Source organism: Hydrogenophaga sedimenti, from assembly GCF_051857515.1.
Lineage (GTDB): Bacteria > Pseudomonadota > Gammaproteobacteria > Burkholderiales > Burkholderiaceae_C > Hydrogenophaga.
Map to the genome: position 1 here is coordinate 95,285 of NZ_JBPZHA010000006.1, position 19,399 is coordinate 114,683.

Annotated in this window: 14 protein-coding genes; 6 read left to right on the forward strand and 8 right to left on the reverse strand. The window is 68.3% G+C overall.

Going from position 1 to position 19,399, the window contains the following annotated elements; all coding sequences use genetic code 11:
- The first annotated feature begins 30 nt into the window (after positions 1 to 30).
- Positions 31 to 741: a ribosome biogenesis GTP-binding protein YihA/YsxC gene (yihA, locus tag ACS5NL_RS11630; protein WP_439353953.1), complete on the forward strand. Its 711-nt coding sequence runs from the start codon at positions 31 to 33 to the stop codon at positions 739 to 741.
- A 3-nt stretch (positions 742 to 744) separates the two neighbouring features.
- Here the strand turns inward: yihA and ACS5NL_RS11635 are convergent, their stop codons facing one another.
- Positions 745 to 1,662, reverse strand: coding sequence for a lysophospholipid acyltransferase family protein (locus ACS5NL_RS11635; RefSeq protein WP_439353954.1), 918 nt, complete (start codon positions 1,660 to 1,662; stop codon positions 745 to 747).
- Positions 1,663 to 1,675: 13 nt separating this feature from the next.
- Complete coding sequence (locus ACS5NL_RS11640) at positions 1,676 to 2,557, reverse strand: lysophospholipid acyltransferase family protein (RefSeq protein ID WP_439353955.1); 882 nt, start codon at positions 2,555 to 2,557, stop codon at positions 1,676 to 1,678.
- Between the two features lie 209 nt (positions 2,558 to 2,766).
- Here ACS5NL_RS11640 and metK point away from each other — a divergent pair, with 209 nt between their 5' ends.
- Both metK and ACS5NL_RS11650 read left to right on the forward strand, forming a co-directional pair.
- A complete protein-coding gene (gene metK, locus ACS5NL_RS11645) occupies positions 2,767 to 3,945 on the forward strand; it encodes a methionine adenosyltransferase (RefSeq protein ID WP_439353956.1) in 1,179 nt (392 codons plus the stop codon).
- Positions 3,946 to 4,109: 164 nt separating this feature from the next.
- Positions 4,110 to 6,185 carry a PAS domain-containing sensor histidine kinase gene (locus ACS5NL_RS11650; protein WP_439353957.1) on the forward strand — a complete coding sequence of 692 codons (2,076 nt, stop codon included), beginning with the start codon at positions 4,110 to 4,112 and terminating at the stop codon, positions 6,183 to 6,185.
- Between the two features lie 21 nt (positions 6,186 to 6,206).
- Here ACS5NL_RS11650 and ACS5NL_RS11655 read toward each other — a convergent pair whose 3' ends face one another.
- The 3 genes from ACS5NL_RS11655 to ccoG form a co-directional block, all read right to left on the reverse strand.
- Positions 6,207 to 8,009, reverse strand: a complete 1,803-nt coding sequence (locus ACS5NL_RS11655) for a sensor domain-containing diguanylate cyclase (RefSeq protein WP_439353958.1) — start codon at positions 8,007 to 8,009, stop codon at positions 6,207 to 6,209.
- Between the two features lie 24 nt (positions 8,010 to 8,033).
- Positions 8,034 to 10,283 carry a carotenoid biosynthesis protein gene (locus ACS5NL_RS11660; RefSeq protein ID WP_439353959.1) on the reverse strand — a complete coding sequence of 750 codons (2,250 nt, stop codon included), beginning with the start codon at positions 10,281 to 10,283 and terminating at the stop codon, positions 8,034 to 8,036.
- 100 nt (positions 10,284 to 10,383) lie between these two features.
- Positions 10,384 to 11,817 (reverse strand): cytochrome c oxidase accessory protein CcoG, encoded by a 1,434-nt coding sequence (gene ccoG, locus ACS5NL_RS11665; protein WP_439353960.1) that lies wholly within the window; start codon positions 11,815 to 11,817, stop codon positions 10,384 to 10,386.
- A 320-nt stretch (positions 11,818 to 12,137) separates the two neighbouring features.
- Here ccoG and groES point away from each other — a divergent pair, with 320 nt between their 5' ends.
- Together groES and groL are read left to right on the forward strand one after the other, a co-directional pair.
- On the forward strand, positions 12,138 to 12,428 hold the full coding sequence (groES, locus tag ACS5NL_RS11670) for a co-chaperone GroES (protein ID WP_411365854.1): 291 nt from the start codon (positions 12,138 to 12,140) through the stop codon (positions 12,426 to 12,428).
- Between the two features lie 45 nt (positions 12,429 to 12,473).
- The gene (gene groL, locus ACS5NL_RS11675; protein WP_411365855.1) at positions 12,474 to 14,120 is read left to right on the forward strand and encodes a chaperonin GroEL; all 1,647 of its coding nucleotides are present in this window, start codon (positions 12,474 to 12,476) and stop codon (positions 14,118 to 14,120) included.
- Positions 14,121 to 14,209: 89 nt separating this feature from the next.
- Here groL and ACS5NL_RS11680 read toward each other — a convergent pair whose 3' ends face one another.
- Positions 14,210 to 15,427 (reverse strand): MFS transporter, encoded by a 1,218-nt coding sequence (locus ACS5NL_RS11680; protein ID WP_439353961.1) that lies wholly within the window; start codon positions 15,425 to 15,427, stop codon positions 14,210 to 14,212.
- A gap of 78 nt (positions 15,428 to 15,505) precedes the next feature.
- Here ACS5NL_RS11680 and ACS5NL_RS11685 point away from each other — a divergent pair, with 78 nt between their 5' ends.
- Entirely contained in the window at positions 15,506 to 16,993 is a 1,488-nt protein-coding gene (locus ACS5NL_RS11685) for a C13 family peptidase (RefSeq protein ID WP_439353962.1), read from the forward strand.
- A 50-nt stretch (positions 16,994 to 17,043) separates the two neighbouring features.
- Here ACS5NL_RS11685 and ACS5NL_RS11690 read toward each other — a convergent pair whose 3' ends face one another.
- Together ACS5NL_RS11690 and xylA are read right to left on the reverse strand one after the other, a co-directional pair.
- Complete coding sequence (locus ACS5NL_RS11690; RefSeq protein ID WP_439353963.1) at positions 17,044 to 18,048, reverse strand: Gfo/Idh/MocA family protein; 1,005 nt, start codon at positions 18,046 to 18,048, stop codon at positions 17,044 to 17,046.
- A 26-nt stretch (positions 18,049 to 18,074) separates the two neighbouring features.
- On the reverse strand, positions 18,075 to 19,391 hold the full coding sequence (xylA, locus tag ACS5NL_RS11695) for a xylose isomerase (protein ID WP_439353964.1): 1,317 nt from the start codon (positions 19,389 to 19,391) through the stop codon (positions 18,075 to 18,077).
- Positions 19,392 to 19,399: the final 8 nt, after the last annotated feature.

Consider the following 19,399-nt stretch of genomic DNA (forward strand, 5'->3'; position numbering starts at 1 on the left):
TTTACAATGTCCCACCGGGAAAACCCCCAAATGACTCCACCCACCAGTACAGCACCACCGGTCAGGCGCCCGGACCCCAAGATCGCCCACGGCTGGCTGCACACTGCGCGCTTCCTGACCACCGCCCCCCAACTCGAGCACCTTCCGGCCCTGGACCTGCCGGAAATCGCCTTCGTCGGACGCTCCAACGCGGGCAAATCCACCTCGATCAACACGCTGACCCAGCAAAAGCGCCTGGCGTTTGCCTCCAAGACGCCGGGGCGCACGCAGAGCATCAACCTGTTTGCCCTGGGCAAGCAGGGTGAGACCGATGCGGTGCTGGCCGACCTGCCGGGCTACGGCTACGCGGCCGTGCCCCGGGAAGCCAAGCTGCGCTGGCAGCGCGTCATGGCCAACTACCTGGTCACGCGGGAGAACCTCAAGGCTGTGGTGCTGCTGTGCGACCCGCGGCTGGGGCTGACCGAGCTGGACGAGGCCTTGCTGGAAATCATCCGGCCGCGCGTCGAAGCGGGCCTGAAGTTCCTGGTGCTGCTGACCAAGGCCGACAAGCTCTCGCGCGCCGAGGCCAACAAGGCCCTGTCGATCGCGAAGCTGCAGACCGGCGGCGGCGAGGTCCGCCTGTTCTCGGCACTGAAGAAGCAGGGCCTGGACGAGGTGGCGCAGTTGCTGTGGGACTGGGCGCACGAGCCCAGACCAGCGACGACCACCGACAGCGCCGAAGCACCTCCGTCGGAAGTCTGAGCTTCAGCGGTAGAAGGAAGGCTCGCCTGCGGGGCGGGTCTTGAAGCGCTTGTGCACCCAGTAGTACTGCTCGGGTGCCTCAGCGATCCACGCCTCCAGATGCCGGTTCATGCGCGCCGTGTCGGCGAGCACGTCGTCGGTCGGGAAGTCCTGCCACGGTGGCAGCACCGTGATGTCATAGCCCTCGGGCGTCAGGCGGCTGAGGATGGGCAGCACGCGCGCGCCGCCCATGCGCGCAAAGCGCGACAGCGAAGGGATGGTCGCCGCCGTCACGCCGTAGAACGGCACGAACACGGAGTCGCGCGGTCCGTAGTCCATGTCGGGCAGCAGGTACAGCGGCTCGCCCGCGCGCAGCGCACTCACCAGGGCCTTGAGCCCGGCGTTCTTGGCCACGATGTGCGGCTCGCCGAAACGGCGCCGGCCTTCGGCCATCCACTGGTCCATCACCGGGTTGCGCTGGCGGGCATAAAGGCCGCAGAACCGCCGCTGCACATGGGCGGTCAGGGCGATCCAGCCGGCATCCATGCCCACGAAGTGCGGCGCGAAGAGCAGCGTGGGCGCCGTGCTCTGCAGCTCTTCGACCGCGCCCGTCAGGCGCAGGCGGCGCCGCACCAGTTCCGGACTGCCGCCCCAGATCCAGCCCCGGTCGAGCCAGGCCTGCACGAACAGCACAAAGTGCCGGCGCACCATGGCACGGCGCTGCGCGGCGTCCAGCTGCGGGAAACACAGGCCGATGTTGATCTCGGCGATGCGGCGGCGCCGGCCGATCAGCCCGTACAGGACCCAGCCGATGCCGGCCCCCAGCACCCGCAGCCACGACAGCGGCAGCACGCGGGTGGTGCGCAGCATGCCCAGCACCATCAGGCCCAGCAGGGTCTTGACCAGGGGTTTGCGGGGAGCGGTGGCAGCGGTTTCTGTCATGGTGCAACCGGCCTCAGGCGCCCTGCGTCTTTTCGGCCTGCAGGCGGGCCGAGTGGCTGATGCCGGCCGGCGCCTTGTAGCGGTCGTAGGACCACAGGTACTGCGCCGGACACTCCCGCACCAGCGACTCCATGGCGGCATTGATCTGCCGCGCGCCTTCGAGCGGGTCCGGCGACAGCTGGCCGCCAGCCTCCGGCCTGAACGGGCGCAGGTGCACCCGGTAGCCGCGTCCCCACGAAAGGCGCTCGCCCCAGATCAGCAACACGCGCGCACCCGCGGTCAGCGCCAGCCGCGCCGACAGGGTCATGGTGTAGGCGTCGCGGCCGAAAAACGGCGCCCAGACACCCTGCCCTTCGGGCGGCACCTGGTCCGGCAGCAGACCGACGCCCTGGTGCAGCTTGAGCGCCTTGATCAGCTGCTTGACCCCGGCCAGGGTGGTCGGCGCGGTGGAAAGGCCGGGTCGGCTGCGGGCGGTCTCCATGATGTCGCGCAGCCAGGGCTGGCGCGCCGGGCGGTACAGCACCGTGACCGGCAGCCGGTCGCCGAAACGCTGCGCCACCAGCTGCGCGGTGATTTCGAAGCAGCCCAGGTGGGGCGTGAGGAACAGCACCCCGCTGCCGTCGGCAATGGCTTCTTCGATCAGGGCCATGCCGTCCCATTCCAGATGCACCGGACCGCCCAGCCACAGACGCGGCAGCTCGGTCACCATCTTGCCTGCCTCGGCCACCGACCCCAGGGCGACCGACCGCGCAAAGCCCGCCTGCTGCGCCTGTTCGAACAGCTTGCGGCGGTAACGCGCCGACAGGGCGAAACTCAACCAGCCCAGAGCCCAACCCAGCGCGTGCAGCACGGGCAGAGGCAGGCGCGACAGAAAGCGGAACAGCGACGGATACAAGATGGTCAGTACGAGAACGGACAGGCGATTGGGCCGGAAACCCCGGTCTTTTCAGGGCCTGCCGCACCGGAGGGGGTTCGCCAAATCGGCTTAAAATCAGCGACATCGCCGAGTTATTGAACTAATTGCGGGGCGATTCACAAATTCCGCTAAAGCGTTCGCCGAACCCAGAAAACCGGCAACGCCGGTTCATCCACACTGGAGTTTATATGGCGAACGATTTCCTCTTCACCTCCGAATCCGTCTCCGAAGGCCACCCCGACAAGGTCGCCGACCAGATCTCGGACGCGATCCTCGACGCGATCTTCAAGCAGGACCCGCGCTCGCGCGTCGCCGCAGAGACGCTCACCAACACGGGCCTCGTGGTGCTGGCCGGTGAAATCACCACCAACGCGCACGTCGACTACATCCAGGTCGCCCGCGACACCATCAAGCGCATCGGCTACGACAACACCGACTACGGCATCGACTACAAGGGTTGCGCCGTCATGGTCTGCTACGACAAGCAGTCCAACGACATCGCCCAGGGCGTGGACCATGCCTCCGACGACCACCTGAACACCGGCGCCGGTGACCAGGGCCTGATGTTCGGCTACGCCTGCGACGAGACGCCCGAGCTGATGCCCGCGCCGATCTACTACGCGCACCGTCTGGTCGAGCGCCAGGCCCAGCTGCGCAAGGACGGCCGTCTGCCCTTCCTGCGCCCCGACGCCAAGAGCCAGGTCACGATGCGCTATGTCGACGGCAAGCCGCACAGCATCGACACCGTGGTGCTGTCCAGCCAGCACGCGCCCGAGTGGAGCCTGGGCGACAAGATGAAGCCCGAGTTCAACGAGGCCATCATCGAGGAGATCATCAAGCCGGTGCTGCCCAAGGAATGGCTGCAGAACACCCGCTACCTGATCAATCCGACCGGCCGTTTCGTGGTCGGTGGCCCGCAGGGTGACTGCGGCCTGACGGGCCGCAAGATCATCGTCGACACCTACGGCGGCGCCTGCCCGCACGGCGGTGGCGCGTTCTCCGGCAAGGACCCGTCCAAGGTCGACCGTTCGGCCGCCTACGCCGCGCGTTACGTCGCCAAGAACGTGGTCGCCGCCGGCCTGGCCAAGCAGTGCCAGGTGCAGGTCGCCTACGCCATCGGCGTGGCCAGGCCGATGAACATCACGGTCTACACCGAAGGCACCGGCAAGATCAGCGACGAGAAGCTGTCGGCCATCGTCGCCGAGGTGTTCGACCTGCGTCCGAAGGGCATCATCCAGATGCTCGACCTGCTGCGCCCGATCTACGAGAAGACCGCCGCCTACGGCCACTTCGGCCGCGAGGAGCCGGAATTCACCTGGGAGCGCACCGACAAGGTGGAAGCCCTGCGCGCTGCCGCCGGTCTGTAAACCCTTCGCCGCAACCCCGAAAAAGCCCCGCTCCGCGGGGCTTTTTCTTTGCCTGTGAAAAACCTCACGGTCGCACAATGACCTGAAGTTTTTCGTCCAGCCGCCGATACGGTGTGAACAGAAACCCTCGCCCCGTACCCGCAACGACCTGGAGCCTGCCCAACATGGATACCGCCACCTGCCCGGAACGGTCCGACACCACCAGTCCTGAGCTGGAACGCCTCGTGGCCCTGCGCACGCAGGAGCTCAAGATCGCCCTGGAGCGCGCCCAGTCGCTCTACGACCAGGCCCCCTGCGGCTACCTGTCGCTGGACACCAACCTGCACTTCGTCAACATCAACCGCACCCTGCTGGACTGGCTGGGCTACGGGCGGGAGGAACTGGTGGAGCAGTTCGATCTGGCCGCGCTGATCGACGCCGACTGGGTGTTCCTGGTGCGGCACCGCCTCGAAGAGCTGGCGCAGAACGGCCGCAGCGACCCGCTGGAACTGGAGTTCCGCCGCAAGGACGGCTCCCGGTTCCACGCCCTGTGCTCGTCCACCGCGGTGGTCGATCCGCAGGGGCGCTTCCTCTACAGCAACACCACGGTGGCCGACATCAGCGAGCGCAAGGCGGCCGAACAGCGGCTGGCGGCGCACGACGATTTCCTGCGCAGCATCACCGACCGTGTTCCTTCGCACCTGGCCTACTACGACAAGGACCTGATCTGCCGCTTCGCCAACACGGCGCACGCGGCCCGCAGCGGCAAGCAGGCCAGCGAGATGGTGGGCATGCACCTGAGCCAGCTGGTCGAGCCGGCCCAGCTGCCCGACATCCTGCCCCACGTCGCCGACGCCCTCAACGGGCAGAAGCAGACCTTCGAGGCCGAACGCATCGAGACCGACGGATCGCGCAGCTTCTACGAGATCCACTACATCCCCGACTACCAGCACGATGTGGTCGAGGGCATCTTCATCGAACTGCACGACATCACCGAGCGCCGCCGCACCGAAGAGTTCGTGCTCGAAGCCAACCGCGACCTCGAGGACCGGGTGCGCGAACGCACCGCCGAGCTGTTCCAGAGCGAGCAACGCTACCGCCTGATGGTCGACGCGATCCAGGACCACTGCATCTACTTCGTCGACGAGCAGGGCGCGGTGACCGAATGGACCGAGAGCGCCCAGCGCCTGCATGGTTTCACCCGCACCCAGATGGTCGGCAAGCCCTACCTGCGCCTGCTGGCGGTGGACAACGCCGGCGAGGACGAGGTCGATCCCTCCCAGGTGCTGCGCCTGGCCACGGCCCACGGCCAATGGGAAACCCGTGGCTGGCGCCTGCGCGACGACGGCTCGCGCTTCTGGGCCCACACCGTGCTCACCGCGCTGCGCAACGAATCGGGCGAGCTGCAGGGCCTGTCGTGCATCTCGCGCGACATGACCGCCGCCAAGAGCCTGGAGGACGTGATGAACGACCTCAACCGCGAACTGGAAAAGCGCGTGGCCGAACGCACGCAGCAGCTGGTCGCGGCCAACAAGGATCTGGACGTGTTCTCGCACATGGTCTCGCACGACCTGCGCGCACCGCTGCGCCACATCAGCAGCTTCGTCACGCTGCTGCAGGAGCAGCTGGGCGAAGTCAGCGATCCGATCGCGCTGCAGTACCTCAACTCGATCACCAAGGCCAGCAAGCGCATGAGCCACATGATCGAAGGCCTGCTCGAATACGCGCGCCTGGGCCGCGTGGCCATCGAGGCTCAGCCGGTGCCGCTGGCGCCGCTGCTCGAAGGCCTGGTCGTGCACCTGAAACAGGAAAACCAGAACCGCCCGATCGAATGGGTGATCGACAACGACCTGCCGGTGGTGCGTGGCGACGCGATGCTGCTGGCCCAGGCCTTCGGCAACCTGCTCAACAACTCGGTCAAGTACACCCGGCCGCGCGAGAAGGCGCGCATCGAGGTGGGCTGGAAGGTCAACCCGGTGGGCGGCCGCACGTTCTACGTGCACGACAACGGTGTCGGCTTCGACCTCGAAAAGGCCCACAACCTGTTCGTGATGTTCCAGCGCCAGCACCACTCGATGGACTTCGAGGGCACGGGCACCGGCCTGGCGCTGTCGCAGCGCATCATCGAGCGCCACGGCGGCCGCATCTGGGCCGAGACCGCGCCCGGCGAAGGCTGCACCTTCTACTTCACGCTGCCGTTCGACGGCGCGGAACCCGAGATGGATTTCCCGAAGTCCGCCTTGGCCGACCTGACGATCTGAGGCCTGCCCGCCGGCCCCGCCTCAGGCGGGCGCCTGCTGCCGGGTCGGCAGGTGCAGCACCACCTTGCGCGGCTCGCCGCCCAGACGGTCCAGCGCCCGGTGCAGCCGCTGCAACAGCTGCTCGTCGGGCGCATCGCCGCCTTCGTCGTCGGCCTCCGGCGGCGCCGCCGACACCAGCCGGAATTTCAGCGACAGGTCGTTGGGCAGGGTCGGCACCCGCTCCAGCCCCTTGGCCACCACGTGCTGCGCCACCAGCTTGAGCATCTCGGGCTTGACCGGCCCTTCGATCAGCAGCGCGAAACGGGTGTCGGACACGCGGCAGACCGTGTCCACATCGCGCACCACGCTGGCCAGCCGGGAGGCGGCCACCACCAGCGCCCGGTCGCCCGCCTCGCGCCCCTCGCGCACGGCAATCTCGCCGTGGTTGGACAGCTCCACCAGCAGCAGGCCGCACTGGTGCTTGCCGCGCCGTGCCCGCTTGAGCGCATCGCGCAGCCGCAGACGCAGCACCGGCATGATCGTCAGACCGGTCAGCGGGTCGGTGCTTTCCATGGCCCGCAGCCGGGCGCGGTTCTCGCTGAAGTCCTTGGCCCGCCGGTGCAGGATGTAGAGCAGCAGCGGAATCTCGATCGCCGAACCGATCAGCACGGCGTACTGCGTGGCCCAGCTGTCGGGCAGCACACCGGCGCTGCGCAGCGCCGGAAACGGATACCCCAGGTGCACCGGCAGAAAGCCCAGCGCCAGCCAGCCGGCGTAGCTCTCGCCCTTGCGCCAGGTCCAGACGCACAGCGAGATGCTCAGCAGCACCGACAACAGGCCGTAGAGGTTGAGCAGCTTGAACGCCGCCGGGCTCTGCAACATCGCGTACAGGAAGGGATAGAGCAGCCCGAACAGCGACCAGGCCACCACCAAGCGGTCGATGCCGCGGTGGTGCCGCGACACGGCGCAGGCTTCGCGCACGAACCAGATGCCCGAGCCGGTGAGCCAGAGCATGAAGAACGCCGGCGCCACGTCGTTCCACGCCGCCCAGTGCGGCCAGAAGAACAGGCCTGCAATGCCGGTGTAGGACGCCTGGAAGCCCAGCATGCAGGCCACATAGAAACAGTAGGCGACGAACGCCCGGTCGCCGTAAAGGCGCGCGTGCACCCAGCCCAGGAACAGCACCAGCAGGCCGAAGCCGAGGTAGCCGCCGATGAACAGGAAGGTGGTGTAGCGCTTGGTCTGCAGGCTTTCTTCGGTCAGCAGCTGCAGCCGCGGGCTGGTGGGCGTCGGTGAATTGACGATCCGCAGCCACAGCGGGCCGGCGAGCGCCGGATCGACCGCGAACACCGGCGTCTGGTCGGGATGGTCCCACTGCGCCACCGGCAGGTGGTCCCCCGAGCGCTGCACCACCCAGGCCCCGTGCACGTCGCGCGCGTGCAGGCTGACCTCGTTGTTGAACGCCGAGGCGGTCAGCAGCAGGAACCAGCGCTTGGCCGGGTCCAGCGCTTCCGGCCGGACCTGGATCCAGAGCGCGGCCTGCGGGCCGAGATCGAACGACCGGTCGTGCGCCATGTCTTCCAGCCGGTCGGCATGGGCCTCCACCTCGCCAGCCGAGGCCTGACCGGCGCTGTCGATCCAGAACCGGGTCTGCAGGGTGACATCGCCCTCGCCGGGCACGTGCAGGGCCAGCGCCGGCCAGGCCAGCAGCGTCAGCCAGAGGCACAGCAGCCAGCGCAGCCCACGGGAAACGTGGCCGGTGCGGGCGGCAGGTGCGGGCCGTAGGGGCCGGGTTGCGGGCATGAGGGGATCGTAATGGCCGACCGTGTCGATCGTGATCTTCATCACCAAAACCCGACCGAAATGCACTCAGGCTGTCGCATCGGCGCTGCGCCGGTCGGTGCCGGTCCAGTCTCCGCGGGTCGTCAGGCGATCTTCCAGCGCGTTGATCCAGCCCGGCGCCCGCCCGTCGTGGCTCCAGGACGACACCGTCGAGCGCATCGGCTGCAGCACCCGGTCGGGCAAGGCCAGCGGCCGGGTCTGGTCCATCAGGAAGTGGGTCAGCAGGTGGTAGCCCACCACCCGCGTGAGCAGGCGCGAGAGCGAAAACCCCGGCCAGAGCAGCCCGCCGATGCCGTCGACCAGCCCGACCAGCAGGCGACCGAGCTGGAACACCCCCCGCACCAGCCAGGACACCCGCCCGTCCACGCCAATGCGGTTGGCCGTCTCCGGCCCCACCAGCCAGCGCGTCAGCGGCACCGGCAGATGCCGCAGCACCGGGAGGCGGATCGAGCGCGCCATCGCGTCCATCAGCGCACGCCCCAGCGGCGGCCGCACGTCCGGCTGGCCCGGCAGCAGCGTGGCCTGCGCCTGCACACGCTCGAACAGCACGGCGGCCTCGTCCATGGTCCAGGCCATCAGCTCGCGCCGCACGCCCAGCACATGGCCCATCACGTTCCAGGCGTGCAGATAGGCTTCTTCGTCCGCGCGCGGCAGCCCCAGGCCCAGGGTGCGCATGCCCTTGAGGAAGCTGTAGCTGAAGGTGAGCAGCGTGTAGGCCAGCTCCACCTGGTGGCAGGGCAGCCCCTGCGCGTCGACGTCCCAGCCGTGCGCCGACAGCGCCGAGAACATCGGGCCGGATGCGGCGTTCGCGGCCGACGGCAGCACCCGGCCACGCACCTGCTCCGGATCGCCGTGCAGGATCAGGTGGCGGATCGTCGCGTGGATCAGCCGCACCTTGAGCACCTGGGCCACGCCCGCGCCCTCCGGATCGGTCAGGCCGCCTTTCATCATCACCGGGAACACCATGGCCGCGGTCTGGCGGATGCGGTGTTCGGTGTGCTGCTCCAGCTGGCCGGCGATGTGCAGCACCTCGGCCAGTTGCGGCAGCTCGTAGCACTCGGGCAGGCTGGAGCAGAACAGCAGCGTGCACGACAGCGGCCCCTGCTCCATGAAGATGGCCTCGGCCCGCGCGACCTTGGCGGCATCGACCCAGTCGGGCAGGCGCCGGGCCTGCGCCACATAGTCCTGCAGGGCCTGCGTCACCGCCGGATCGGCCGGCGCGCCCTGCGCCCAGTCGCCCGCCAGCGCCGCGTTGTGGGTCCAGAGCGCCATCAGGCGGTTGGCCTGGCCGATGCGCTGCAGGCCCTCGCCGGTGGCCGCACCCCCCGTTTCCCAGGGACCGATCAGCGCCGCCACCGTGCGGTCGGCCAGCGGGTCGGCCACCCCCTGCATCGGCGCCAGGTCAGGCCCGGCGGCCTGCGGCACCCCGGCAGCCGCCGTCGCCGGACGCGACCAGCCGTACCACGCCGCCCAGGCCACCAGCACCGGCAGCCCCATGGCAAAAAAGGCAATCGCCCGGATCTCCACCGGGTGCCCCAGGAAGAACTGGAACACCAGGCCGGACGCATAGACCAGGATCGGCACCAGCACCGCCAGCGCCGCGCCATCGGCCGGCGGCGGCGAACGCCGCGGCGGCGCGATCGCCTGGAAGCTGCAGAGGATGAACAGCGCCACCGCCATCCAGCCCGCAAAACCCTGCAGCGTCTCGCCGAACCAGCCGCCGTCGGTCTTCTGCATGATCCAGGCCTTGAGCACGAAGACGAAATACGGATCGGCGCCGAGGTCGAAGGCCGTGATCACCATCGCCGCCAGCCAGGCCGTCAGCAGCCCGCTGCGCAGCGTGGGCTGCGTGTGCACCGGCTGGCGCCAGAGCATCAGCGAGGCCATCACGTAGCCGACCAGGCTGATCGCGAACCACATCAGCGGAATCGCCAGCGGCACGTCGCCCAGCCGCGGGCCGAGCACCTCGGTGTAGGTGTAGCGGCCGAAGAACCAGCCGCGGGTGGAGCCCATCTGCTCGGCGAACCAGCCCAGCGCCAGCGCCAGCCCGGTCAGCGCCCAGGCACCGCGCGCGCCCAGCAGCCGGTGGGCCGACCAGGCGCAGGCCCAGAACATCGCCACGCAGGCGAACACCAGCGCCAGGGTCAGCGTCGGGTACCGCCAGGCGGTGTGCGCCAGCAGCAGCACCGAGCCGGCGGCGGCCAGCCGGTACAGGAAGCGGTCGGTGGGGGAAAAGGAATCGGGGGAAGGGGCGGACGCGGAGGCAATGGACGACACCACAGGCAGCTTCTCTCAGTGCATGCGTTGACCCCCTGGACCGCAGGCATTGGACCCGAAGTGCGATGCGCATCACTACGGGTTTACCCGCAGTCATGCATCAACGCGGCACCAGGAAGGTCGTCTTCTCGTCCAGGCGGATCGCCGCCTCGTTCTGCGACTGCAGCCTGAACCGGATCGGGTGCGAGCCACTCGGGGCGCCCGGCGGGATCTGCACCCGCACCGCCAGCGTGCGCACCTCGGTCGGCAGCACCTCCACCGTCGGATCGGAGGCCAGCGTGATGCCGTCCATGCCCTCCACCGCCAGGGTCACCACCTGCTTGGCTTCGGTGGCGTTCATGATCTGCAGGCGGTACACGTTCTCGATGCGGCCCTGCTCGACCATGCGCGCCAGCGCGCCGCGGTCGCGGATCACGTCGACCTTCATCGGCACCCGCAGGGTCAGGCTCACCCCCACCGCCACCGCGATGGCGGCCAGGATGGCCGTGTAGACCAGCACCCGCGGACGCAGGGCGCGGCGGACGATCTGTGACTGGTCCCAGCCGCCGGTCATCGCGTTCTCGGTCGAGTACTTGACCAGGCCGGGCGCGTAGCCGAACTTGCCCATCACCTCGTCGCAGACGTCGGCGCAGGCGCCGCAGCCGATGCACTCGTACTGCAGGCCCTTGCGGATGTCGATGCCGGTCGGACAGACCTGCACGCACAGCGTGCAGTCCACGCAGGCACCCAGGCCTTTTTCCTGGTAGTCCACCTTCTTGCCACGCGAACCGCGAGGCTCGCCGCGGGCGGCGTCGTAGGTCACGATCAGCGTGTCCTTGTCGAACATCGCGCTCTGGAAGCGCGCATAGGGGCACATGTACTTGCAGACCTGCTCGCGCATGAAGCCGGCGTTGCCGTAGGTCGCGAAGCTGTAGAAGAAGATCCAGAAGGTCTGCCAGGCGCCCAGCGTGCCGGCCAGCATCTCGGCGCCCTGGTCGCGGATCGGCGTGAAGTAGCCGACGAAGGTGAAGCCGGTCCACAGCGCGAACACGATCCAGGCCAGGTGCTTGGCGCCGCGGCGGCCGAACTTGGCGCCGGAGAGCGGCGCGTCGTCCAGCCGGATGCGCGCCGCGCGGTCGCCCTCGATCTTCTTCTCGATCCACATGAAGATCTCGGTGTAGACCGTCTGCGGGCAGGCGTAGCCGCACCACAGCCGCCCGGCCACCGCCGTGAACAGGAACAGCGACAGCGCCGACATCACCAGCAGGCCGGTCAGGTAGATGAAGTCCTGCGGGTACAGCACCAGACCGCCCAGGTAGAAGCGGCGCGAGAGCAGGTCGAACAGCACCGCCTGGCGCCCGTTCCACTGGAACCAGGGCACGCCGTAGAACAGGATCTGGGTCAGCCAGACCAGCGCCCAGCGCCAGCGCACGAAGGTGCCGGTGACCGAACGCGTCTGGATCTTCTTGCGCGACTCGTACAGCGAGACCTCGATCTCGTCGGGCTCGACGTCGGGGGCAGGACTGGCGTCCGGGAGAACAGTGCTGTGGGACATGGGTCTATCTCGTGGTGGGTCACCAGACACCGTCCAAGATCCGTGCCAGCCCGCCCATTCCTGCAAAAACAGGCACTTGCGCGCGCTTTCGGCCACCACCGCCGTCACCCGCCACACCACAACCGCCATTTTTGGCAGTCATGGCAGTGAATGCCCTTATCGGCACAGACTCTATTGAAAACGGTGCGTCCCGCCCTTATCATTAGCACTCGCTGGAGTTGAGTGCTAACACCCGACTCCCAGTCGATCCGCGGGGCTTCGCCCCATGGCCAGTGGCCCCGCCCATCTGACCCCCAACTTTTTCCATCTCAGGAGATGCAATGAAACTTCGTCCTCTCGCCGATCGCGTGATCGTCAAGCGCATTGACAGCGAAACCAAGACCGCCTCCGGCATCGTCATCCCCGACGCCGCCGCCGAGAAGCCCGACCAGGGTGAGGTGATGGCCGTCGGCCCGGGCAAGACGAACGACAAGGGCGAGACCAAGGCCCTGACCGTCAAGGTCGGCGACCGCGTCCTGTTCGGCAAGTACTCTGGCCAGACCGTCAAGGTCGACGGCGACGAGCTGCTGGTCATGAAGGAAGACGACCTGTTCGCGGTCGTCGAGAAGTAATCCTTCTCTCATCCATCCCCATTTACTGAATCCGGAGAAATCAACATGGCAGCTAAAGACGTCATTTTCGGCGGCGAAGCCCGCGCACGCATGGTTGAAGGCGTGAACATCCTGGCCAACGCGGTCAAGACCACCCTGGGCCCCAAGGGTCGCAACGTGGTGCTCGAGCGCTCGTTCGGCGCCCCCACCGTGACCAAGGACGGTGTGTCCGTGGCCAAGGAAATCGAACTGAAGGACAAGCTCCAGAACATGGGTGCCCAGATGGTCAAGGAAGTCGCTTCCAAGACCTCCGACAACGCCGGTGACGGCACCACCACCGCCACCGTGCTGGCCCAGGCCATCGTGCGCGAAGGCATGAAGTACGTGGCCGCCGGCATGAACCCGATGGACCTCAAGCGCGGCATCGACCGTGCTGTCGAGTCCCTGATCGCCGAGCTGAAGAAGGCCTCCAAGCCCACCACCACCAGCAAGGAAATCGCCCAGGTCGGTTCCATCTCCGCCAACTCCGACTCCAGCATCGGCGACATCATCGCCAACGCGATGGACAAGGTCGGCAAGGAAGGCGTGATCACCGTGGAAGACGGCAAGTCGCTGCAGAACGAACTCGACGTGGTCGAAGGCATGCAGTTCGACCGCGGCTACCTGTCGCCCTACTTCATCAACAACCCCGAAAAGCAGTCCGCCCTGCTGGACAACCCGTTTGTTCTGCTGTTCGACAAGAAGATCAGCAACATCCGTGACCTGCTGCCCACGCTGGAAGCCGTGGCCAAGGCCGGCCGTCCGCTGCTGATCATTGCCGAAGACGTCGAAGGCGAAGCCCTGGCGACCCTGGTGGTCAACACCATCCGCGGCATCCTGAAGGTTGTCGCCGTCAAGGCTCCTGGCTTCGGCGACCGCCGCAAGGCCATGCTGGAAGACATCGCCATCCTGACCGGCGGCAAGGTGATCGCCGAAGAAATCGGCCTGACCCTGGAAAAGGTGACCCTGGCCGATCTGGGCCAGGCCAAGCGCATCGAAGTGGGCAAGGAAAACACCACCATCATCGACGGCGCCGGCGCTGCCGCTGACATCGAAGCCCGCGTCAAGCAGATCCGCGTGCAGATCGAAGAAGCCACCAGCGACTACGACCGCGAAAAGCTGCAAGAGCGCGTGGCCAAGCTGGCCGGCGGCGTGGCCGTGATCAAGGTCGGCGCTGCCACCGAAGTCGAGATGAAGGAAAAGAAGGCCCGCGTGGAAGACGCCCTGCACGCCACGCGCGCTGCGGTGGAAGAAGGCATCGTCGCCGGTGGTGGCGTGGCCCTGCTGCGCGCCCGTCAGGCCGCTGGCACCATCAAGGGTGACAACGCCGACCAGGACGCCGGCATCAAGCTGGTCCTGAAGGCCATCGAAGCGCCCCTGCGCGAGATCGTGGCCAACGCCGGTGGCGAGCCGAGCGTGGTGGTCAACGCCATCCTGGGTGGCAAGGGCAACTACGGCTTCAACGCCGCCAACGACACCTACGGCGACATGATCGAAATGGGCATCCTGGACCCGACCAAGGTGACCCGCACCGCGCTGCAGAACGCCGCTTCCGTGGCGTCCCTGATGCTGACCACCGAGTGCATGGTTGCCGAGTCCCCCAAGGACGACGCACCGTCCATGGGTGGCGGTGACATGGGCGGCATGGGCGGCATGGGTGGCATGGGCATGTAATTGCCTCCCCCGGCCTGAGGGCTCCGGCCCTCACCCGAACCCAAAGCCCCGCAAGGCAACTTGCGGGGCTTTTTTCATGGCCGGCGAGGTCAGGCGTTGCGGTGCGGACCGGCCAGCGCGTCGCGCTCGGCCAGCGGCCGGAACAGCCGCCACCACGCCAGGCTGATGCCGATGGTGCCCAGGCCGCCGAGCACCACCGAGCCGACCGGGCCGAAGGCGGCCGCCGTCACGCCGGACTCGAATTCGCCCAGCTGGTTGCTGGCGCCGATGAAGAGCGTGTTGACCGCCGCCACACGGCCCCGCATCTGGTCCGGCGTTTCCAGCTGCACCAGGGTCTGCCGCACCACCACGCTGACCATGTCGGCCGCGCCGGACACCGCCAGCGCCAGCAGCGACAGCCAGAACGAGGTCGACAGGCCGAACACCACCATGCACAGCCCGAAGACGGCCACCGCCACCAGCAGCTTGCGGCCCACGCGCCGCTCCAGCGCGAAGTGCGACAGCACCAGACCGGCCGCCAGCGCACCGACCGCCGGTGCCGAGCGCAGCACGCCCAGCCCTTCGGGACCGACGTGGAGGATTTCCTTGGCAAAAATCGGCAGCAGCGCGGTGGCTCCACCCAGCAGCACCGCAAACAGGTCCAGCGACACCGCCCCCAGCAGCACCGGGTGGCCCCACACGTAGCGCACACCGGCCAGCAGCGTCGACATGCTGACCGGTTCGCGCGCCACCGGCTGGCGCTCGTAGCGCACCCAGAGGCAGGCCAGCGCCGCGCCGCAGAACAGCGCCGTGCAGACGAGGTAGACCGCGTTCACGTCGACCGCAAAGATCAGCCCGCCGATGGCCGGCCCGCCGATGATGGCCGCCTGCGTGCCGGTGGAGGTGACCGCGGTCGCGCGGGCCAGCAACGGCGCCGGCACCAGCGAGGGCAGCAGCGCCTGCTGGGCCGACATCTGGAACGGCCGGATCGCCCCCAGCATCGCCGACAGCACCAGCAGCCATTCGCGCGACACCGCGTGCGCCAGTGTGCCGGCCACCAGCAGGACCGCCACCGCCGCCTGCGCGGACAGGCACAGGGCCACGATGCGCGCCCGGTGGAAGCGGTCGGCGGCGTGACCGGCCAGCAGCGTGGTCATCAGCGCCGGCACGAACTGGAACAGCCCGACCAGGCCCAGGTCCCAGGCGCTGGCGGTCAGCTCGTACATGTGCCAGCCGATGGTCAGCATCAGCATCTGCGTGCCCGCGACCGCCGCCACCCGGGCGCACCAGAAGCGGACAAAGGAGGGGTGGGCGAGCAGTTCGGGCATGCGTTCGAGGCTAGCACGCACCCCGAACCCCTCATGCGCTGAACGACAATGCACCGTCAGCTGTCACACCCTCCTCGCATGACCACCGATCAACAGCCGCCCGCCCCCGACACGCCCCCCGAAACACCGCCACCGATCCCCGAGCCACCACCGCTTGCCGAGCAGCGACCAGCGCCCGCCGGCCCGTCCTGGCGACGCTGGTGGACCGAAAGCCTGCGCGCCATGCTGCTGCGCCCGCTGCGCGAGCTGCCGGCACAGGTCGGGCCGCTCACCATGGCCGCCGTGCTGGCGATGGCCGCCTTGCTGATCCTGGCGGCCGACCGCGCAGCCTATCCCCAGGCGGTGGACTTCTCGCCGTATGGCTGGGTCTGGAGCCAGATCCACCTGCTCTTTCCGCTGGCGCTGGTCTGGTGGGTGTTTTCGTCCACGCGCCGCGGCCTGCGACACGCCAGCCCGGTCGCCGCCTGGGTGCTGCTCAGCCAGCTGGCCCTGATGGGTCCGGCGCTGCTGATGCGCGGCCTCGCGGTCCTCAACGGCCATGGCTGGACGCCCGCGCTGGCCCGCCAGGAATGGGTCGGCTGGTCCTTGTGGGGGCTGTGCCTGCTGTGGGCCCTGCTCATCTTCTGGCGGCTGGCGCAGGCGCTGCACCAGTGGCGCGCCGTGCGCCTGGGTTTGCCGTTGCTGGCCCTGGGTCTGCTGGTGTTGCAGAGCTGGACATTGCGCACCTCCTCCTGGGAGCCGCGACAGAATGCCGAAGAGGGGGACCGTCCCCAGCTGAGCCTGAGCCAGCCGGTGTTCATGGCCCAGGAAGCGCTGCTGCAGAAGACCCTGTCCGGCCTCGAGGAACGCCCCGCCGCCGACGACATCCGCGTGTACGGCCTGGTCTACGCGCCCTACGCCCAGGACGTGTTCCAGCGCGAGAGCGAGATGGTGGCCGAACGCATGACCCGCCGTCTGGACGCGAAAGGCCGCGTCGTGCGCCTGCTCAACCACCCGGCCGCCACCGAACAGTGGCCCTGGGCCACGCCGCTGAACCTGCAGCGCGCCATCCAGGCGCTGGCGGCCCGCATGGACCGCGAGCGCGACGTGCTGCTGATCTACATGACCTCGCACGGCGGGCGTGACCACCACCTGTCCTCGTCGCACTGGCCGCTGCAGGTGGACGAACTGACCGCCGCCCAGCTGCGACAGTGGCTGGACGAAGCGGGCATCCGCTACCGGGCGATCGCGGTGTCGGCCTGCTACTCGGGCGGCTGGATCGATCCGCTCAAGGGCGCGGACACGCTGGTGATGACGGCCGCCGACGCACAGCACACGTCCTACGGTTGCGGCAACCGCTCGGAGCTGACCTTCTTCGGCAAGGCGGTGTTCGAAGAGTCGCTGAACCGCATGCTGTCGCTGGAAGCCGCGTTTGCCGACGCGGTGCCGCGCATCCGGACGCGCGAAATCGAAGCGGGCAAGGACGACGGTTTTTCGAACCCGCAGATCGCGGTCGGCGAAGGCTTTCGTGCGCAGTGGGCGCACTGGATGGAGCGCCGCGCCGCTGCACCTGAAAGCACGCGCTGACGCCAGCGGCGGCTGTGCGCCCGCCCCCGGGAACCGCGCAACACCCTTGCTCAGGCCACCGCCGCCCAGGCCCCGCTGCGTTCGGACCGCCAGAGTGCATCGATCACCTGCGCCTGGGCCACGGCATCGCCAACGCCGGCACCACCCGGCGGTCGGCCTTCCCGCACGCGGCGCGAAAACGCCTCGACCTCCAGCCGGTACTGGTCGGCCGGGGGCAAGGTCTCCAGCGTGACGCTGCTGCCGTCCAGCCGGCCCCCGACGTCGAGCGCCAGCCGCATCTGCCCGCCGCGCTCGGCGTTGAACGGGACCAACAGCTCGATCCGCCCCAGGGTGCCCACCACCTGCACCCGCTGGAAGGGCACGCACTGGGTCGACACCGTGAAGCTCAGCTGCCGACCCGCACCGAAGTCCAGCAGTGCGCTCGTCAACCGGTCGGTGCCGAGCACCGGGTCACGGTCGACCAGCGACACCGCCCTCAGCGGTTCGGCCTCGAACAGATAGCGGCCGGCCAGCACCGCGTAGCAGCCGATGTCGTACAAAGCGCCGCCGCCCATCGCGGTCTGGTTGCGGATGTTGGCCGCGTCGTCGTTGAAGTACGAGAAGAACACCTGGACCGCCCGGGGCTCGCCGATGCGCCCGGCCCGCACCAGTTCCCGCGCACGCAGCCACTGCGGGTGGTGCCGCACCATGAAGGCCTCTTCGATGTGCACCCGCGCCGCGGCATCCCGGGCACCCTGCGCCTCGCTGGCGCTCAGGGCAAAGGGCTTCTCGCACAGCACGTGCTTGCCGGCCGCGGCGGCCTGCAGCGTCAGCGGCACGTGCAGGTGGTTGGGCAGCGGGTTGTAGATCGCCTCGATGAAGGGGTCGGCGATCAAGGCCTCATAGCTGCCGTAGGCCTGCGCGATGCCCGCCGACCGCGCCGCGGCCTGGGCCGCAGGCAGCGACCGCGAGGCAATGGCGCGCAGTTCGACCAGCGGGCTCGACAGCATCGCCGGAATCACCTGCTCGCGCCCGATCTTCGAGGTCCCCAGAATGCCCCAGACCACGGGCTTCATGCTGCTCTCCCGGCCACGGACTGCGCTCAGAGATAGCTGTTGAGCAGGTTTTCCAGCCGTTCCTGGCGACCGGACACGGGACGGGTATCCGCATTGCGCTCCAGCACCCGCGCCGCCACCGCGTCCAGCGAGAGCTGTCCTTCCATCACCTGACGGCCGAAGGCAGCGTCCCAGCCCGCGTAGCGTTGCGCGACGTGGCGGGCCAGCCGCCCGTCGCTGACCATCTGCTCGGCGATCAGCAGCGCACGCGCCGAGACGTCCATGCCGCCGATGTGACCGTGGAACATGTCCTCGGCATCGATCGACTGGCGCCGCACCTTGGAGTCGAAGTTCAGGCCGCCGGTGGTGAAGCCGCCGCCCTGCAGGATCAGGTACATCACCAGCGCGGTCTCGGGGATGTTGTTGGGGAACTGGTCGGTGTCCCAGCCGCACTGCATGTCGCCGCGGTTCATGTCGATGGAGCCGAAGATGCCCAGATCCAGCGCGGTGGCCACCTCGTGTTCAAAACTGTGGCCGGACAGCGTGGCGTGGTTGCCTTCGATGTTGACCTTGATCTCCTTGTCCAGGCCGTGGCGGCACAGGAAGCCGTACACCGTGGCGGTGTCGAAGTCGTACTGGTGCTTGGACGGCTCGCGCGGCTTGGGTTCGATCAGGATCGTGCCCTTGAAACCGATCTTGTGCTTGTACTCGACCACCATGTTCAGGAAGCGGCCCATCTGGTCGAGCTCCTGGCCCATGCGGGTGTTGAGCAGGGTCTCATAGCCCTCGCGCCCGCCCCACAGCACGTAGTTCTCGCCGCCCAGTTTCAGCGTGGCGTCCATCGCCTCCTTCACCTGCAGCGCGGCCAGCGCGAAGATCTCGGGGTCGGGGTTGGTGGACGCGCCCGACATGAAGCGGCGGTGGCTGAACAGGTTGGCCGTGCCCCAGAGCAGCTTCATGCCGGTCTGTGCCTGCTTGGCCTGCAGCACGTCGACCATCTCGTGCAGATGGTTCACGCTCTCGCGCGGCGTCGCCCCCTCGGGCGCCACGTCGCGATCGTGGAAGCAGTAGTACGGCGCGCCCAGGCGCGAGAAGAAATCGAACGCCGCGTCGGCCTTCATGCGCGCCGCCGCCATCGGGTCGGCCACGCGTTGCCACGGGCGCTCGAAGGTGCCGTCGTAGCCGAAGGGATCGAAGCCGTTCCAGCAGAAGCTGTGCCAGTAGCAGACGGCAAAGCGCAGGTGGTCCTCCATGCGCTTGCCCAGTACCAGGCGGTCCTTGTCGTACCACTTGAAGGCCAGCGGATTGGTGGACTGCGGGCCTTCGTAGGCGATGGCGGGGATGTCGGAGAAGTAGGTGCTCATGGTTGTCT

What these genes read in the sequence shown, in the direction of transcription:
- yihA (WP_439353953.1), top strand. Translation starts at nt 31, where the DNA reads ATGACTCCACCCACCAGTACAGCACCACCGGTCAGGCGCCCGGACCCC.
- ACS5NL_RS11635 (WP_439353954.1), bottom strand. Translation starts at nt 1,662, where the DNA reads ATGACAGAAACCGCTGCCACCGCTCCCCGCAAACCCCTGGTCAAGACC.
- metK (WP_439353956.1), top strand. Translation starts at nt 2,767, where the DNA reads ATGGCGAACGATTTCCTCTTCACCTCCGAATCCGTCTCCGAAGGCCAC.
- ACS5NL_RS11650 (WP_439353957.1), top strand. Translation starts at nt 4,110, where the DNA reads ATGGATACCGCCACCTGCCCGGAACGGTCCGACACCACCAGTCCTGAG.
- ACS5NL_RS11655 (WP_439353958.1), bottom strand. Translation starts at nt 8,009, where the DNA reads ATGAAGATCACGATCGACACGGTCGGCCATTACGATCCCCTCATGCCC.
- ccoG (WP_439353960.1), bottom strand. Translation starts at nt 11,817, where the DNA reads ATGTCCCACAGCACTGTTCTCCCGGACGCCAGTCCTGCCCCCGACGTC.
- groES (WP_411365854.1), top strand. Translation starts at nt 12,138, where the DNA reads ATGAAACTTCGTCCTCTCGCCGATCGCGTGATCGTCAAGCGCATTGAC.
- groL (WP_411365855.1), top strand. Translation starts at nt 12,474, where the DNA reads ATGGCAGCTAAAGACGTCATTTTCGGCGGCGAAGCCCGCGCACGCATG.
- ACS5NL_RS11680 (WP_439353961.1), bottom strand. Translation starts at nt 15,427, where the DNA reads ATGCCCGAACTGCTCGCCCACCCCTCCTTTGTCCGCTTCTGGTGCGCC.
- ACS5NL_RS11685 (WP_439353962.1), top strand. Translation starts at nt 15,506, where the DNA reads ATGACCACCGATCAACAGCCGCCCGCCCCCGACACGCCCCCCGAAACA.
- ACS5NL_RS11690 (WP_439353963.1), bottom strand. Translation starts at nt 18,048, where the DNA reads ATGAAGCCCGTGGTCTGGGGCATTCTGGGGACCTCGAAGATCGGGCGC.
- xylA (WP_439353964.1), bottom strand. Translation starts at nt 19,391, where the DNA reads ATGAGCACCTACTTCTCCGACATCCCCGCCATCGCCTACGAAGGCCCG.